The sequence below is a fragment of the Antiquaquibacter soli genome (assembly GCF_030580675.1).
GTDB lineage: Bacteria > Actinomycetota > Actinomycetes > Actinomycetales > Microbacteriaceae > Rhodoglobus > Rhodoglobus soli.
Map to the genome: position 1 here is coordinate 1,998,548 of NZ_JAUQUB010000001.1, position 14,962 is coordinate 2,013,509.

Annotated in this window: 19 protein-coding genes; 8 read left to right on the plus strand and 11 right to left on the minus strand. The window is 69.0% G+C overall.

Going from position 1 to position 14,962, the window contains the following annotated elements:
- Positions 1-51: 51 nt before the first annotated feature.
- The gene (locus Q5716_RS09960) at positions 52-1,257 is read right to left on the minus strand and encodes a type II toxin-antitoxin system death-on-curing family toxin (RefSeq protein ID WP_305002922.1); all 1,206 of its coding nucleotides are present in this window, start codon (positions 1,255-1,257) and stop codon (positions 52-54) included.
- Positions 1,258-1,364: 107 nt separating this feature from the next.
- Between Q5716_RS09960 and Q5716_RS09965 the strand changes: the two genes are divergently transcribed.
- Positions 1,365-1,793, plus strand: a complete 429-nt coding sequence (locus Q5716_RS09965) for a DUF4345 family protein (protein WP_305002923.1) — start codon at positions 1,365-1,367, stop codon at positions 1,791-1,793.
- Positions 1,794-1,802: 9 nt separating this feature from the next.
- The gene (locus tag Q5716_RS09970) at positions 1,803-2,096 is read left to right on the plus strand and encodes a DUF4287 domain-containing protein (protein ID WP_305002924.1); all 294 of its coding nucleotides are present in this window, start codon (positions 1,803-1,805) and stop codon (positions 2,094-2,096) included.
- Here Q5716_RS09970 and Q5716_RS09975 read toward each other — a convergent pair.
- Positions 2,093-2,767: a hypothetical protein gene (locus Q5716_RS09975; protein WP_305002925.1), complete on the minus strand. Its 675-nt coding sequence runs from the start codon at positions 2,765-2,767 to the stop codon at positions 2,093-2,095. The two genes, Q5716_RS09970 and Q5716_RS09975, sit on opposite strands and share 4 nt — an antisense overlap.
- Positions 2,768-2,986: 219 nt before the next feature.
- Positions 2,987-3,802, minus strand: a complete 816-nt coding sequence (locus Q5716_RS09980) for an alpha/beta hydrolase (protein ID WP_305002926.1) — start codon at positions 3,800-3,802, stop codon at positions 2,987-2,989.
- Positions 3,803-3,925: 123 nt separating this feature from the next.
- Here Q5716_RS09980 and Q5716_RS09985 point away from each other — a divergent pair, with 123 nt between their 5' ends.
- On the plus strand, positions 3,926-4,504 hold the full coding sequence (locus tag Q5716_RS09985; RefSeq protein WP_305002927.1) for a TetR/AcrR family transcriptional regulator: 579 nt from the start codon (positions 3,926-3,928) through the stop codon (positions 4,502-4,504).
- Between the two features lie 22 nt (positions 4,505-4,526).
- Here the strand turns inward: Q5716_RS09985 and coaD are convergent, their stop codons facing one another.
- Together coaD and Q5716_RS09995 are read right to left on the minus strand one after the other, a co-directional pair.
- Positions 4,527-5,015, minus strand: a complete 489-nt coding sequence (gene coaD / locus Q5716_RS09990; protein WP_305002928.1) for a pantetheine-phosphate adenylyltransferase — start codon at positions 5,013-5,015, stop codon at positions 4,527-4,529.
- Positions 5,016-5,068: 53 nt separating this feature from the next.
- Complete coding sequence (locus Q5716_RS09995) at positions 5,069-7,225, minus strand: ATP-dependent DNA helicase RecG (protein WP_305002929.1); 2,157 nt, start codon at positions 7,223-7,225, stop codon at positions 5,069-5,071.
- Between the two features lie 75 nt (positions 7,226-7,300).
- Here Q5716_RS09995 and Q5716_RS10000 point away from each other — a divergent pair, with 75 nt between their 5' ends.
- Genes Q5716_RS10000 through rsmD form a run of 3 tightly spaced genes read left to right on the plus strand, consistent with a single transcriptional unit; the run spans position 7,301 to position 9,443 of the window.
- Entirely contained in the window at positions 7,301-8,035 is a 735-nt protein-coding gene (locus Q5716_RS10000) for a class I SAM-dependent methyltransferase (protein ID WP_305002930.1), read from the plus strand.
- A complete protein-coding gene (locus Q5716_RS10005; RefSeq protein WP_305003000.1) occupies positions 8,035-8,889 on the plus strand; it encodes a sugar phosphate isomerase/epimerase family protein in 855 nt (284 codons plus the stop codon). The genes Q5716_RS10000 and Q5716_RS10005 overlap by 1 nt, the downstream gene beginning before the upstream one ends.
- The gene (rsmD, locus tag Q5716_RS10010) at positions 8,886-9,443 is read left to right on the plus strand and encodes a 16S rRNA (guanine(966)-N(2))-methyltransferase RsmD (protein ID WP_305002931.1); all 558 of its coding nucleotides are present in this window, start codon (positions 8,886-8,888) and stop codon (positions 9,441-9,443) included. The genes Q5716_RS10005 and rsmD overlap by 4 nt, the downstream gene beginning before the upstream one ends.
- Here the strand turns inward: rsmD and Q5716_RS10015 are convergent.
- The 4 genes from Q5716_RS10015 to Q5716_RS10030 are packed head-to-tail and all read right to left on the minus strand — an operon-like array spanning position 9,440 to position 11,321.
- Positions 9,440-9,769, minus strand: coding sequence for a hypothetical protein (locus Q5716_RS10015; RefSeq protein WP_305002932.1), 330 nt, complete (start codon positions 9,767-9,769; stop codon positions 9,440-9,442). The genes rsmD and Q5716_RS10015 overlap by 4 nt on opposite strands.
- Before the next feature lie 58 nt (positions 9,770-9,827).
- Positions 9,828-10,781 (minus strand): thiamine-phosphate kinase, encoded by a 954-nt coding sequence (gene thiL, locus Q5716_RS10020; RefSeq protein WP_305002933.1) that lies wholly within the window; start codon positions 10,779-10,781, stop codon positions 9,828-9,830.
- 16 nt (positions 10,782-10,797) lie between these two features.
- On the minus strand, positions 10,798-10,950 hold the full coding sequence (locus tag Q5716_RS10025; RefSeq protein ID WP_305002934.1) for a hypothetical protein: 153 nt from the start codon (positions 10,948-10,950) through the stop codon (positions 10,798-10,800).
- Entirely contained in the window at positions 10,947-11,321 is a 375-nt protein-coding gene (locus tag Q5716_RS10030; RefSeq protein WP_305002935.1) for a hypothetical protein, read from the minus strand. The genes Q5716_RS10025 and Q5716_RS10030 overlap by 4 nt, the downstream gene beginning before the upstream one ends.
- A gap of 35 nt (positions 11,322-11,356) precedes the next feature.
- On the opposite strand from Q5716_RS10030, the gene Q5716_RS10035 reads away from it, so the two are divergent.
- Complete coding sequence (locus tag Q5716_RS10035) at positions 11,357-11,812, plus strand: DUF3515 family protein (protein ID WP_305002936.1); 456 nt, start codon at positions 11,357-11,359, stop codon at positions 11,810-11,812.
- On the opposite strand, the gene Q5716_RS10040 is transcribed toward Q5716_RS10035, so the two are convergent.
- Together Q5716_RS10040 and Q5716_RS10045 are read right to left on the minus strand one after the other, a co-directional pair.
- Positions 11,809-12,900: a D-alanine--D-alanine ligase family protein gene (locus tag Q5716_RS10040; RefSeq protein WP_305002937.1), complete on the minus strand. Its 1,092-nt coding sequence runs from the start codon at positions 12,898-12,900 to the stop codon at positions 11,809-11,811. The two genes, Q5716_RS10035 and Q5716_RS10040, sit on opposite strands and share 4 nt — an antisense overlap.
- 1 nt (position 12,901) lies before the next feature.
- Entirely contained in the window at positions 12,902-13,939 is a 1,038-nt protein-coding gene (locus Q5716_RS10045; protein WP_434056597.1) for an NAD(P)H-dependent glycerol-3-phosphate dehydrogenase, read from the minus strand.
- Positions 13,940-14,033: 94 nt separating this feature from the next.
- Here Q5716_RS10045 and Q5716_RS10050 point away from each other — a divergent pair.
- A partial coding sequence (locus Q5716_RS10050) for a DUF222 domain-containing protein (protein ID WP_305002939.1) occupies positions 14,034-14,962 on the plus strand: 929 nt, incomplete at its 3' end.

Here is a 14,962-nt window from a genome sequence, read left to right on the forward strand (position 1 = left end):
CGGCCGAATATACTTAGCTGACGGGCGCATCGCGGCGACTACGGCCCCCGATCACACCCGCGCCAAACGCTTGAGCAACTGCGAGTATCGCAGAATGAAGAAGTCAGGGTCCTTGTGGTCGCCGTAGAACACTTCAGCGTCAACACCGTGGTCAGCATCCAGGTGAAGATCGGATCTCATTCGTTTGAGCTGTGTTTTCGGAACCTCTCGACCGTCGCCGGTGTTGATGAAGTAGGTCGAAAGGGTGTCCGTCTTGTGCCCGCCTAGAAATCGCCGTCGCCCTTGAACCTCGCGCGTTATGTGGATCTTCCCACCACGCATTACTTCGACGTCACATCCTCGTTGCTTCAGTTTCTTTTGCAACTCCCGCCAGGTCAGTGAACGTTCTTCTCGTCGAATCTGTCGGGATCGTGCAATCAGCCAATCTGCAATCGCCGCAACCTCACGGTCGGATACCTGGTCATAGACGTATCCGTCGGGCAGGAGATCGTGTGCAGCGACCCGAATCATGAAGCGGAAAAGCTCTTCTTCGTTCGATTCGATGACGAGGTTGTGTCTATCCAGGAAAACCATCGTAGAAACGAGAGCCGAACGCTTGTTCCCGTTGTGGAACGGATGATTATGAACGATCGAGTGCAACAGGGCGGCCGCCGCTGACTCGACCGTCGGGTACTTCCTGGAGTCTCCGTAGCTCGTGGCGGGCCGGGCCGCTGCGCTCTCCAGAAGGGCCATGCTCTTGACGCCGGCGGGAGAAATCGGGTCCGCCGTGGAAGCAAAGTCTGCCGCCAGAGCCTCATGGACCTGAACGAGCTCTTCTGATGTCAGGTGCTGGCAGTCTCGGGCAGTCCCGGGCGCCGACCACTCGAAAGGTGGAGCTGTGGGAAGCTGGGGCGCAAGGTCCGTAGCCTCGGGGGCGCTTGAGGCGGGCATTGCACCAAAATGCGCGCGAAGTCGCCTAACTGCGCCCTTTGGAAGCACCTGCGCGTCCCGCGGCAACCGGATGCCGTAGCCGTCGAGAATTGCCGCAAGTTGCTCTCGCGTAACGCCGAAAGCCTGCGTCCAGTAGGAGATCCGTTTGGCCTGTCCGCCGACGATTCCGGTCGCGCGCTCGGCGATCGTCGCGTGCTCGCTCCGTATTCGATGCGAAGGTTGAACGGGATATTCGACGCCTTCGGACCACAACGCGACTAGCACCTGCTCGACATCGAGATCAGATTCCCGGGCAAGTTCTTCGACTGTCCATGTTCGACGACGCATTGAGCTCCGTTGGTCCAGGTATTTGGCACGTGCCATTGAGAGTATGCATCACCTTCGCGCCGCTACGGCCCTGTCACACTCCGGATGCCCGCCCGGTCGTAGCTGGCATGAGACTCCTCCACCGCATCGCGCTCGCCCTCGTCGCCGTCACCGGCCTCTACGTCGGAGGCTGGGCGGCCATCCTCCCCCAGTCGTTCTACGACTCGTTCCCTGGCTTCGGCTTCATGTGGATCGCCATCGACGGTCCGTTCAACGAGCACCTCATCCGCGATGTCGGCGCGCTGTATCTGGCGATCGGCGCGATCGCCGCGTACGCGTTCTTCTGGCCGTCGGTGGCGGCGACGCGCGCGGCCGGCATCGCGTGGACGGTCTTCGGCATCCCGCACCTCTACTACCACCTGCACCACCTGGTCGGGCTGTCGGTGCTCGATGCGATCGGCAACGTCATCGGTGTCGGGAGCAGCCTGCTGCTGGGCATCCTGCTGCTGCTCCCGGAGCGACGGCGGCCCACCGTCGCGGAGCCGCCCCGCGACTAGGCTGGCGCCATGTCGTTCCAGGCCTACCTCGACGCGGTCGAGGACAAGACGGGGCTCACTCCCCGGCAGCTCATCGCTCTCGCCGCCGAGAAGGGACTGGATACCCCGGGCACTAAGGCCGGCGCCATCCTCGAGTGGCTCGCCGCCGACTACGGTCTCGGCCGGGGGCACGGGATGGCGATCGTGCACGTCATCCAGAAGGGGGCGACGATCAGCGACAAGCACGTCGGCACGACGGGAAGCCACCGTGACGAGTCGAACGAGCTCTGGCTCGACGGCAAGGCGACGAAGCCGACGACCTAGCCACCGCGCTTGACGTGCCGCCCGCCGCGCTGGCGGTCGGGCAGGTCGTACTTGCCCTCGGGCATCGGCTGCGTGGGCGAGCCGCCCTTTCCCTCGACCCGGCGCAAGGCACCCATGAGGCTCAGCGCGTTGATCACCGAGTAAGCGTCGCCCACGTCGCACTTGGCGACGGTTGCGAGCTTCTCCACGGTCATGAGCCCCTTCACCGACGCCTTGACGATGCGGACCTGCTCGGGCGTCGCCGGCAGGTGGTCGAAGTCCGGCCACCACTTGAGCCGGTACTTGTCCCCGGGCCGGAGCCAGGATGCCCGCTGCCCGGGGTACGAGTGCAGGCCGATCAGCCAGAGCAGGGCATCCACCCCGACCGTCTGCCCGGCAAGTCGCGGCGAGTCCATCTCGATCGGGTAGGTCCCGACGGCGACGTCGGACGGATGCTCGGGGAACTCCTCCAGCGGAGTCGCCCACACGAACTCCTGGTGGCGGAAGTCGATGGCGATCGACGAGAAGCCCGCCGGCGACAGCGAGACGAGGATCGGTCGCGGGATCTGCTGGATACCGTGGATCGCCGTCGCTGCGGCGCTCCAGCCCGGCGAGGTGGGCGGGGGCGGCGGCGCGGAGGAGCCGGTGACGAACGGGGCATCGACGGGCGGCATCGCTACGGTGTCGCTCACGGTGCTCATCACCCCCTACGGGCCGAGGTCGGATGGCGCGGGACCTGCTGTTAAACGGATCGAGTGCGAAGCCTGACGCGGCTTCGCACTCACAGTGAGTTCACCTTAGAGCACGCTGAGCGATCGGCTCTGTACCCCGTTCGGGCGGGTTGCGGACTCTGGGTACGCCGACGGCGCGGAGCCCGAGGGCCCCGCGCCGTGTCGTGGTGCGTGTGAGTACTACTTGGCCGCGTTCGCGAGCGCCCAGTTGAGGGCGTAGTCGGCGACCTCCTCCCAGCCGTCCTGGCTGACGATGCGGTGCGTGCGACCCGCGAACTCCTTGTAGTCGACGACGGCGGGGCCGCCGCTCTTCGTGTACTTCGCAACGATGGCCTTGGCGATGGCCGGGGGCACGACGTGGTCGATCTCACCCGCGATGATGAGCAGCGGTGCGCGCTCGGGGCGCCCGTACTCGACGTGCGTCACCCCGCCCCTCTCGTTGAACGCTCCCGCGACGCCCTCGAAGAAGACCCGGTTGTAGGAGTTGACCGCGTACTCCTCCCAGATCGCGTCCGACTCGGCGCGGGTGAGGTCGTTGCCGAACGTGAAGTGGAAGTGGCTCTTCGAGATCGGCGAGGCACCGTTCCTGTTGAAGGGGTTGCGGAGGATCGGGAAGCCGGTGCGCGCCGTCGACGGCGGGAGCGTCGTGATGCCGGCGGTCTGGCCGGGGGTCACGCCGACGTAGGCGACGCCGAGCCCGCGGTCGGCGAGCATCTGGGTGATGACGCCGCCGAAGGAGTGGCCCATGATGATCGGCTTCTCGGGAAGGGCACGGATGATGGCCTCGTAGTGGTCGGCGATCTGCTTGAGGCCGACGCCCTTGAGCGCCTCCGGGTTGCGGCGGATGTCGGCGACGTCGCGGTCGTCGATGCCGGGCCATCCCGGGACGATGACGTCGTGACCGAGGGCGCGGAAGCGCTCCGCCCAGGTGTCCCAACTCGTGGGGGTCATCCAGAGTCCGTGGATGAGGACGATAGGGGTCTTCGATGCAGTCATTTCGGTTTCCTTTCTCAGTCGCCCTCAGGGAGAACGATCGTTCTTTCTTGGTAACTGAGAAGTTACGGCACCTATTCCGCAGAAGTCAAGAAAAAAGAGAAAGATCGTTCTATCATTCTTGCTATGGCCACTTCGACCCGCCCCTCCGACGCCCGCGAGCGACTGCTCCGCACCGCGTCCGACCTCTTCTACCGGGAGGGCATCCACTCCGTCGGCGTCGACCGCATCGTCGCCGAGGGTGCGGTCACCCGAGCGACCTTCTACCGCCACTTCCCCGGCAAGGAAGACCTCGTCGTCGCCTATCTGGAGGCGGAGGACGCCGCGTTGCGTTCCGCCTTCGCGGCGGCAGCCGAGCACCTCGGAGCGATCGACGCGGGTCCCGAGGAGATGCTCGAGGCGATCATCCAGGGCATCGCCGACGACGTGAGCCGCAACCACACGCGGGGCTGTCCGTTCATCAACGCCTCCGCCGAGTACCCGGATGCCTCGAGTGCGGTGCGGCAGACCGTCGCCGAGCACCGGGCATGGTTCCGTGGCACGCTCGAGGGCGCGCTCGCGGCGGCGGGGCGGGATGACGCGGCCGAGCGAGCGGGAGCGCTCGTGCTGCTCCGCGATGCCGCCCTTGTCGGCGGCTACCTCGATGGCCCCGACACGATCCGGGAGACCTTCGTTCGGACCGCCCGCCAGGTCGCCGGGCTCTAGCCTGCTCCCGCGTCCCCGCGGGCTAGTCGCGCGGCGTCTGCAGGAATCGGGCGACTGCCGGCGGCACGTAGGGGGTCACGTCGCCCCCGAGCGACGACACCTGGCGCACGAGCGAGCTCGACACGTGCGAGTGCTCCGGGCTCGGCAGCAGGAAGACCGTCTCGACCCCGGCGAGGTCGCGGTTGACGATCGCCATCGGCGTCTCGTACGCGACGTCGACCTCCGAGCGGATGCCCTTCACGAGCACGCTCGCGCCCACGTCGGTGCAGTAGTCGACGAGGAGTCCGACGCTCCAGCTCGTGACGAGAATGCTTCCGGCGATCCCCGCCTCGGCGATGGACTCCTGGATGAGCGACACGCGCTGGGCGATCGGCAGAAGGGCCGTCTTTCCGGGATTGTGCACGACGAGTACGTGGAGTTCGTCGAAGATCCCGGCCGCCCGCTCGATCACGTCCAAGTGGCCACGGGTGACGGGGTCGAACGACCCAGGAACAACGGCGATCCTGCTCATGCTCCTCACGATAGCCGGTGAGTGTTACCGGTTTGTGACAATGACGGATCGTGTCAGTTCTTCGAGAGGAACGACTGGGACTGCTCGTCGAGCCGCCGGTCGAGCGCGGCGCGCAAAGCCGGGTGGCGCTCGAGGCCGGGGTCGTCAGCGAGCAGCTGCCCCGCGAGCAGTCGTGCATCGCCGATGAGCTCGCCGTCGCGCGTGACCCGCACCAGTCGCAGACTCGACCGCCCGCCCGACTGGATGCTCCCCAGCACGTCTCCCTCCTGCCGCAGCTCCAGGTCGCGGTTGGCGAGCTCGAAGCCGTCGAGGGTCGCTGCGACCGCGTCGACCCGCTCCCGGGCGAGTGTGCCCTCCTCCGCCCCCGTCACCAGCAGGCACAGCCCCGGCACGGAGCCGCGACCGACCCGGCCCCGGAGCTGGTGGAGCTGCGACACCCCGAAGCGGTCGGCGTCGAGCACGACCATCGTGGAGGCGTTCGGCACGTCGACGCCGACCTCGATGACGGTGGTGGCGACGAGGACGTCGATGCTCCCGTCCGCGAAGGCGCGCATCAGGGCATCCTTCTCGTCACTCGACATGCGGCCATGGAGCGCCTCGACGCGGCGGCCCTCGAGCAGCGGATTCGAGCGCAGCTCCGCGAGCGTCTCGAGCACGGTGGCGCGGGGGCGCGCGACGGTGTCGCTCGTGGCCGGCGCCTCGGCTTCGAGCGGGGCATCCTCAGCCGACGACTCGTCGATCGCCGGGCAGACGACGAACGCCTGCCTGCCCTGGGCGAGCTCCTCGGCGACACGCTCCCACACTCGCGTCATCCAGCCCGGCTTCTCGGCGAGCGGCACGACGTGGCTCGAGATCGGCGAGCGCCCCGCGGGCAGTTGAGCGATCGACGAGATGTCGAGGTCGCCGAAGACGGTCATCGCGACCGTGCGCGGGATCGGTGTCGCCGTGAGCACGAGCACGTGAGGGGGCTGTGCGCCCTTCACCCGGAGTGCCTCGCGCTGCTCCACGCCGAAGCGGTGCTGCTCGTCGACGACGACGAGACCGAGGTCGAAGAACGTCACGGCGTCACCGAGCAGGGCGTGGGTGCCCACCACGATCCGCGCCGACCCGGAGACGATCGCGAGGAGCGCCTTGCGCCGCTCCGCCGCCGGCAGCTGGCCGGTGAGGATGGTCGGCCGCAACCGAGCGGCGAGGTCGGGGCCGAGCGTGCGGACGATGGAGCGCAAGTGCTGGGCGGCGAGCACCTCGGTCGGGGCGAGCAGCGCCGACTGCCCGCCGGACTCGGCGACCGCGAGCATTGCGCGGAGCGCGACGAGGGTCTTGCCGGAGCCGACCTCGCCCTGAACGAGTCGATTCATCGGCACATCGCCCGCCAGGTCGCTGGCGATCTCCTCGCCGACGGCGCGCTGGTCTCCCGTGAGCTCGAACGGGAGCGACGCGTCGAACCCCTCGAGGAGAGCGCCGGCCTCGCGCGGCGTCGCCGCCGTGGCGCGCAGCCGCTCGCGCTGCAGCAGGAGACCGGCCTGCAGCACGAAGGCCTCCTGGAACTTGAGCGCCGATCGAGCCGCCTGCCACTCGGAGTCGACCGCGGGGCGGTGCACGAGCTCCAGGGCACGACGGAAGGGCACGAGCCCGCGCGCCGACCGCACGGCATCGGGAACGGGGTCGTCGAGCTCCGGCAGCGTGTCGAGCACGACCCCGACCGCCTTGGCGATCTGCCAGCTCGCGACCGTCGATGTGGCCGGGTAGATCGGGATCGGCGTCTCCGCCCACGCGCGCGCCGCCGAGGGATCCGCCGCGACGTCGAACAGTTCGTAGTCGGGATGCGCGAGCTGCCTCGAGTTGCGGTAGACGCCCACCTTGCCGGCGAAGATGCCGCGCACCCCCGGTCGCAGCTCGTTCTCCCGCCACTTCTGATTGAAGAATGTGAGCGTGAGAGTGCCTCGGCCATCGCCGATGAGCACCTCGGAGATCGTGCCGCGACGGGCCTGCATCGACCGAGACCGCACCTCGAGCACCTCGGCGACGATCGTCACGTTCTCGTCGATGGGGAGGTCGACGAGCGAACTGAGCTCCCCCCTGCGCGCGTAGCGCCGCGGGTAGTGGCTGAGCAGATCCCCGACGGTCTCCAAGCCGAGGCCGCGCTGGAGCGCCTGAGCCGAGCGGCCGCCCAGTGCGGCGCTCAGCTTCTGGTCCAGCGGAGAGGTCACACGTCGAGGCTACCGGCGACCCCCGGCCCCATCGGTGCGCTCCGCCGCGGCATCCCGGCTCGATAGGATGACGCAATGGCTGACCGGCAGGGCGACGACGCCGCGTACTCACGGTGGAAGGGCTGGGGGTCCACCCACCGCTTCGGGCAGTTCACTGCCGGGGACGCGGACTACTACCGCCGCGAGCTCCGTACGGCAACCGCGATCGGCCGACCGGTCGCCGACGTGCTCGAAGTCGGCTTCGGCGACGGCGCCTTCCTCGGCTACGGCCGGTCGCAAGGGTGGCGGATGACCGGCACCGAGCTCTCATCGGTGCAGGTCGCCGCCGGCCTCGAGGCGGGGTTCGATGTGCACCCCTCGACCGCCCTCGACTCGTTCGCCGAGTCATCCTTCGACCTCATCGTGCTGTTCGACGTGCTCGAGCACCTCGAGCAGGACACGATCGTCGACTTCCTCTCGCAACTGAGGTCCCTGCTGCGACCGGACGGGCGGATGCTGCTGCGCTACCCGAACGTCGACACCTGGCTCGGCAACGCCCTGCAATACGGCGACCCCACCCACGTCACCCAGATCGGGTACTACAAGATGACCTACTTCGCCGAAGCGGCTGGGCTGGAGGTTCTCCGGTACCGCGGGCCCGTGCGACGCGGGTTCCGGACGTCGATCGTGCACGGACTGCACCGCCTCACCGCCGGCCCCCTCATCGCGGTGTCGGCGGCGTTCGTGAAGGCGCTCTACTACCCGGGCACGCCGATCGTGCTGACGTCCGTCAACTCCGTCTGCACCGTCGGGGTCAGGCGCGACGCGTGATGCGCGCGGGCATCGACAGCTACTCGTACCACCGCCTCTACGGCGAGATCAGGGCGGGCGAGCGACAGCTCGATCGCGAGCCCTGGCCCTTCGACCCGCGGCCCGTGCTCGAGCACGCGCTCTCCGTGGGAGCCGAGGCGGTCTACCTCGAGACCTGCTACCTCCCCGAGCCGGAGGAGGTGACGGCGGGGATGCTCGACTCCCCGCTCGACGTCGGGCTCTCGTGGGGGCATCCCTGGCCCGGCCGGGTGCACGGCCTCGAAGGCGGCCGGTCCTGGGCGGCCGAGCAGGAACTCGGGCGCTGGATCGACGCCGCCGCCCGACTCGGCCACCGCGTGCTCCGCATCACCGCGGGCAGCCCGGCCTCGAGGGGCGATGAGCCGGCCGAGGTGCTCGTCGAGCGCCTCGTCGGACCGCTGAGGCGAGCAGCCCGGCACGCCCAGGGGGCGGGCGTGCGGCTCGCCCTCGAGAACCACGGCGACCTCCGTGCGGTCGACATCGTCGCGCTGCTGGACGCGGTCGCCCTCCCCGACTCCCTCGGGGTGTGCCTCGACAACGTGAACCTCGTCCGCGTCGGCGACGACATGCTGGAGGGCACCCGCCTGCTCGCCCCGCACACCCTGCTCGTGCAGCTCAAGGACCACGAAGCGGGCGACCCGCTCGCCGACGGCGGGCCGGTGTGCACCGCCCTCGGAGACGGGGTCGCCGATCTCCCCGCGATCCTCGACATCCTGCAGCGCGCTGACTACCGCGGCGACGTGTGCGTCGAGATCGCGTCACTCGGATCCGGCGAGGTCGACGAGCTCGACCTGGTGGGCCGGAGTGTCACGTGGCTGCGGGAGAACCTGCCGTGACGCGCATCATCTCCGGGTTCGCCGGCTCGATCGCGATCTCCGTGCCCCCGAGCGGCACCCGCCCCACGAGCGACCGAGTGCGGGAGGCCATGTTCTCGGCGCTGGAAGCGCGGGACGCCATCGACGGGATGCGCGTGCTCGACCTGTACGCCGGCTCCGGCGCGCTCGGGCTCGAGGCGGTGTCGCGCGGGGCATCCCACGTGACCCTTGTGGACCGAGTCATCCGCACCGCCCAGCAGAACGCCGCGCGCGTGCTCAAGCAGGCCCCCGCCGGTACACGGCCGGAACTCGTCTCCACCGGACAGTCGGTGCAGTCGTTCCTCGACTCTGCACGGTCGTTCTGGGACCTCGTGTTCCTCGATCCGCCGTACGACCTCACCACCGCCGAACTCGATCGCAACCTGGTCGCCCTCGTGCCGCGGCTGACGCCCGGTGCAGTCGTCGTGGTGGAGCGCAGCTCCCGCTCGGCCGAGCCGAGCTGGCCCGAGGGGCTCGAGTTCGAGCGCCGCAAGGACTACGGCGAGACCGCCGTCTACTGGGCCTCCGCCGACTAACGGTTCGCGTTGCGTCGAGCGGTGAGTGCGAACACGACCGACCCGACGAGCAGGAGCACCCCGCCGATCCCGCCGAGGACGAGGAGCGCGCGGTCGCCGGCGCCCGTCTCCGCCAGCTCCGGGGTTTCCGCCGGCACCACGATATGGGAGTCGTCATCGCCATCGGTTGCGTGCGACGCATCCCCCGAAAGACCGGAGTAGTGGAGCTCGCCGGAGGAAACCGGGCTGGACGTCACCGTGATGGCCGCCGCCGGCGTCACGATCCCCAGGATCGGCGCGACGACGAGCGCGGCAACCACCGCAGCAACGCCGGTGAAGCTCTTCACGGGCTCTCCCCCTCGCGATCCGGAGGCCTTCACTGTAGCGGAGGCGCGCTCGCGACAGCTAGTCCGACCCGCCGTCCCACCCCGCGTAGGGGTCCCAACCGGAGCCCGTGATCCGCTCGCCGTCCGAGAGCACACCGGTGCCCTCGAGCACCGAACCGATCTGCCGGAAGCCTCCCGGCAACGGGATGCCCGGCGGGAAGCACGCGAGCAGGCCGTGGTCCTCGGCCCCCGCGAGCTCGGCTGCGGAGACGCCCGAGAAGTCGATCGCGACGCCGCTCGCGTCAGCGATCCGGGACGCGTCCCTCGCGAGCCCGTCACTGACGTCCAGCATCGCGGTAGCGCCCGCGATCGCGGCGGCCCTGCCGTCCGCGATGGGCGGGTGCGGCCTGAGCTGGGCGGCGATCGGAACGGGATGCTCGCGCGCGAGCTCGGCGGCGGCCGCGGCATCCGGGCGCCCGTCGACGACGCCCCGCTCGAACAGCAGTCGCAGCCCCTCGGCCGCGAGTCCGAGAGTGCCGGACACAGCCACCACGTCGCCAGGTCTCGCGCCGGAGCGCAGCACGGGCGCTCGGCCCTCGAGGTCGCCGAATGCGGTGACCGCGATCGTGAGCGTCGCGGACACGGACAGATCGCCGCCGACGACTCCCGCACCGGGCGAGAGCTCGTCGCACGCGGCGCGCAGTCCGTCGGCGAACGCCTCAAGGAAGTCGACTCGGGTCTCAGCCGGCGCCGCGAGCGCCACCACGAGCGCTGTCGGCACGGCTCCCATCGCGGCGACGTCGGACAGGTTCGTGGCTGCGGCTTTGAACCCCAGGTCGAACGGAGCAGACCACGCGAGCCGGAAGTCGGGGCCGTGGATCATCATGTCGGTCGTGACGACGAACCGCCCGTCGGGCGCCGCGACGACGGCCGCATCATCCCCCGGTCCGAGCTGCTGTGCCCGGGCGGCGGGCAGTCGCGGGAAGACTCGCGCGAGGACGGCCGACTCGCCGAGCGTTCCGAGGGTGGTCACCCCTCCACGCTAGCGCTCACGACCCGGGCCACGGACCGGACCCCGTCCAGGGCCAGAGGCGCCAGCCCATCCACACGCGCAGCGCGATGCCCGCCACGACGACGAGCACCGCGATCACAATCACGATGATGCTCCGGAGCGGGATTCGCTGCGGACGGTCGCCGGTCACGAGGTACCGCCGAACGGCGGCAGATCTGAGCGCCAGATCCAGGTGCGGAAGTCGGCGATCTCGTAGGGGCCGATGGCTAGCCCTGCCGCGATCGTGATGATGAGGGAGCGGTCGTCGAACTCGATGCCGAGGCCGCGCGTCTGCCACTCGACGACTCCTGTGACCTTCCGACCGATCAACTCGCAGTAAGCGTCACGATATCCCGGCTCGCCGAAACGGTAGATCCGATCCGTCTGAGCGACCTCCGGCCACGCCCCGAAGTTCACCCGCTCGGGGCGGGAATCGATGGTGAACTGAACCTGGGAGTAGTCGGCGACGAAGACGACCGCGTCGAGCGTCTCTCCCACCAGTACGTCGAGCACGCTGGTCACGCAGTCAGAATAGTCACCGGCTAGCCTTGATGACGATGAGACGCCTCCTCGCCGCCGCCCTGGTTCCCGTTGCCCTCGTGCTCGCGGGGTGCTCCCCTACCGTCGCACTCGAGCCCGCGGACGACGCCGCGAGCCCGCTGTGCGCCGAGGTGAGCGTGCGCCTCCCGGAGGCCATCGGAGAGCTGTCATCCCGCGAGACGAACGCCCAGGCGACCGGCGCCTGGGGTGAGCCGACCGCCGTCATCCTGCGCTGCGGGGTGCCCTCCCCGGCGCCGACCGCTGAGCTGCCGTGCATCACGGTCGAGGGCGTGGACTGGCTGCGGGATGACTCGGACGACCCGAACTTCGTCTTCACCACCTACGGGCGCGAGCCCGCCGTGGAAGTCATCATCGACGGCGAGGCGGCATCCGGTCGAGATGTGCTGACGGCCCTGGGCCCTGCGGTATCCCGCCTACCCGTGGTTGGTGCCTGCATCGCGCCAGGAACCTAGCGCACCGCCTCGAGACCGAGCTGGATGAGCTCGTCGATGAGCTCGGGATAGCTCATCCCGCTCGCCTGCCAGCACTTCGGGTACATCGAGATAGGGGTGAACCCTGGCATCGTGTTGAGCTCGTTGACGACGAACTCCGTGCCCGTGAAGAAGAAGTCGACTCGCGCGAGCCCCGAACCGCCGATCGCCTCGAACGCCCGGGCGGCGATGCGCTGCATCTCGGCCAGTTCGCCAGGGGCGAGGGATGCCGGGCACACCAGTTCCGCGGCATCCGGGTCGATGTACTTCGCCTCGAAGTCGTAGAACTCTCGGCCGTGCATGATGATCTCGCCCGCGACGCTCACCCGCGTCGCCCCGCCGCCCCGACCGGAGAGCACGGCGCACTCCACTTCGCGGCCGACGACGGCGCTCTCGACCAGGGCTCGCGAGTCTTCGGCGAGGGCGACCTGCAGCGCGGCGTCGAGATCCGCGAAGCCGTCGACCTTGGTGACCCCGACGGAGGAGCCGGCGCGAGCGGGCTTGACGAAGACGGGGAGGCCGAGACCATGCGCTCGGCGCGTCCAGAGCTCGGGGTCGTCGGCCCACTCCCGGCGGGAGACCGTGATCCACGGCGCGACCGCGACGCCGGCGCCCTCGAGGACGGTCTTCGTGAAGTGCTTGTCCATGCCGAGGGATGACGCGAGCACGCCGTTGCCGACGTACGGGAGGCCGACGAGCTCGAGCATCCCCTGCACGGTCCCGTCCTCGCCCCAGGGGCCGTGCAGGATCGGGAAGACGATGTCGATGTCGCCGAGCGAGTGACGGTGGCCGGAGGCATCCAAGTAGGCGAGCTCGCGGGTTGCCGTGGAGTCGGGCCAGAGCACGCGCGTGCCGTTGTCGGCGACGGTCGGCATGGCCTCCGGGTTCATGGCGAAGACGGCGGCGTCATCCGGCTGCAGCGTGTAGGCGCCGGTCTTGGTGATCCCGATGGGCACGACCTCGTACTTGTCGCGGTCGATCGCCGACAGCACGCCGCTCGCCGTGGAGCAGCTGATCTCGTGCTCCGACGACCGGCCGCCGAACAGGAGGGCGACTCGGGTTCGGCTCACGTCATTCTCCCTGCGGCAGTTCGTCGGTGGTGAGGTGGGGCGCGATGTCCCGCGGATTCAGCGTACCGGCCAGCACCTCGGCGACTTGGCTGACGATCGGCATCTGCACGCCCTTGGCGAGCGCAAGCTCGAGCACGGGAGCGACGGATGACAGGCCCTCGGCGGTTTGGTTCATCTGCTTGATGACCTCGGAGTAGCTGTATCCCTGCCCGAGGAGGCGACCCGCGGTGTTGTTGCGCGACAGGCTCGACTCGCACGTCGCGATGAGGTCGCCGAGGCCCGCGAGCCCGGAGAGCGTCTCGGGGCGGGCGCCGTAAGCGACCGCGAAGTCGGTCATCTCGGCGAGCCCCCGAGTGATGATCGACGCCTTGGTGTTCTCACCGTAGCCGACGCCGTCGACGATGCCGATGGCGACGGCGATGAGGTTCTTGAGCACTCCGCCGAACTCGGTGCCGATGACATCCGTGTTCACGAAGCTGCGGAAGTAGGGGTTCGTCGCGGTCATGGCCACTGCGGTCGCGGTATCGATGCTCTCAGAGGAGACGACCGCGGCGGTGGGCTGCTCCTTGGCGATCTCGAGGGCGAGGTTGGGCCCGGATGCCACGGCCACCCGCTCTCCGCCGAGCCCGAGCTCTTGGCGGATCACTTCGCTCATCCTCGCACCGGTGCCTTTCTCGACACCCTTCATGAGCGAGACGACGAGAGCGTCCTCGGGGATGATCTCTCGCACGATGCGGAGGTTCTCGCGCAGCGATTGCGAGGGAACCGAGAGGTACACCTGCTCGGCGCCCTCGAGCACCTCGGGCAGCCGTGCGGAGGCCCAGATGTTGCGGGGCAGGTTGATGCCGGGCAGGTAGTCGCTGTTGCGGTTCGACTGAGAGATCTCCCGGGCGAGCTCGGGGCGGCGGGCCCACATCGCCACGCTCGAGCCGCCGTCGGCGAGGATCTTGGCGAACGTCGTGCCCCATGATCCGGAACCGAGGACGGCGACGCGGCGGGGGGAATCGGTGCTCTGAGCCACGTCTCCATTGTCGTGCATGCGGCCGGGGTGCGCTGACGGCAGGTCGGGGCGGAGTTTTCCACAGATTCTGGTTTATTAGAACGTGTGTTCGATTGTTGGCTAAACTTGGTGTATGACTTCTCCTGCCCTGACCGCTCTGCGTGAGCTGCTCGACGCCCTGCCGTCGGGTGCTGACGGGGTGGTGGCGGTGGAGGAGATCGGTCGGGTCGTGGATGCCGCGCGGGTGCGTGTCGCGGGTTCGGTGGATGCGGGGACGGCGGAGGCTTTGGGGTTCGCCTCTCCGGTGGCGGCGGTCGCGACGTTGGCGCGGGTGTCGGAAAAGACGGCCCGCGCCCGGTTGGCTGTGGCGGCGGTCACACGGGTGGACCGGTCGCTGTCGGGGGCGGAGGTACCGGCACGGTTGCCGGTGCTGGCTGCCTCGTTGGAGCAGGTCGGGTTGGATGCTGCCGAGCTCATCACTCGACAGCTGGGTGCCGTTCAACCGCACGTGGAGCCGGGGTTGCTGGGGGCGACCGAGCAGGTCTTGGTGAACTTGGCCTCCGGGTTGGATGCTTCTGGTTCGCACCCGGTGGTGCCGGAGTCGGTGACGTCGCTGGCGGGACAGTTCTCGCTGATCACCGCGGCGATCGACCCGGACGGGGCCAGGCCGCGGGAGGAACGCGCGAGGCGGCGCCGGTCGTTCCGGGTTGGTCAGCAGGACTCCGACGGGCTCATCCCGGTATCTGGGTTGCTCATGCCTGAAGTGGGGTCGCTGCTGCTGGGGTTGATGGAAGCCCACCGCCGCACGCCCCGGTTCACCGAGGAACCCGACCTCGCGCACTACGAGCCAACTGATACCCGCACCCCGGAGCAGCGCCGCCACGACACCCTCGCGACCATCCTCATCGCCGCCGCCCGCGCCGTTGATGCGCCGGTGTTGGATGGGATGCCCGTGACGGTGGTGGTCACTACCACCCTGGAGGATCTCGCCCACGAGGACGGCCGCGCGGGTGACCCGATCGGTGTCATGGCCGGATCGCGGGTGCCGGTGTCTCGGGAGGC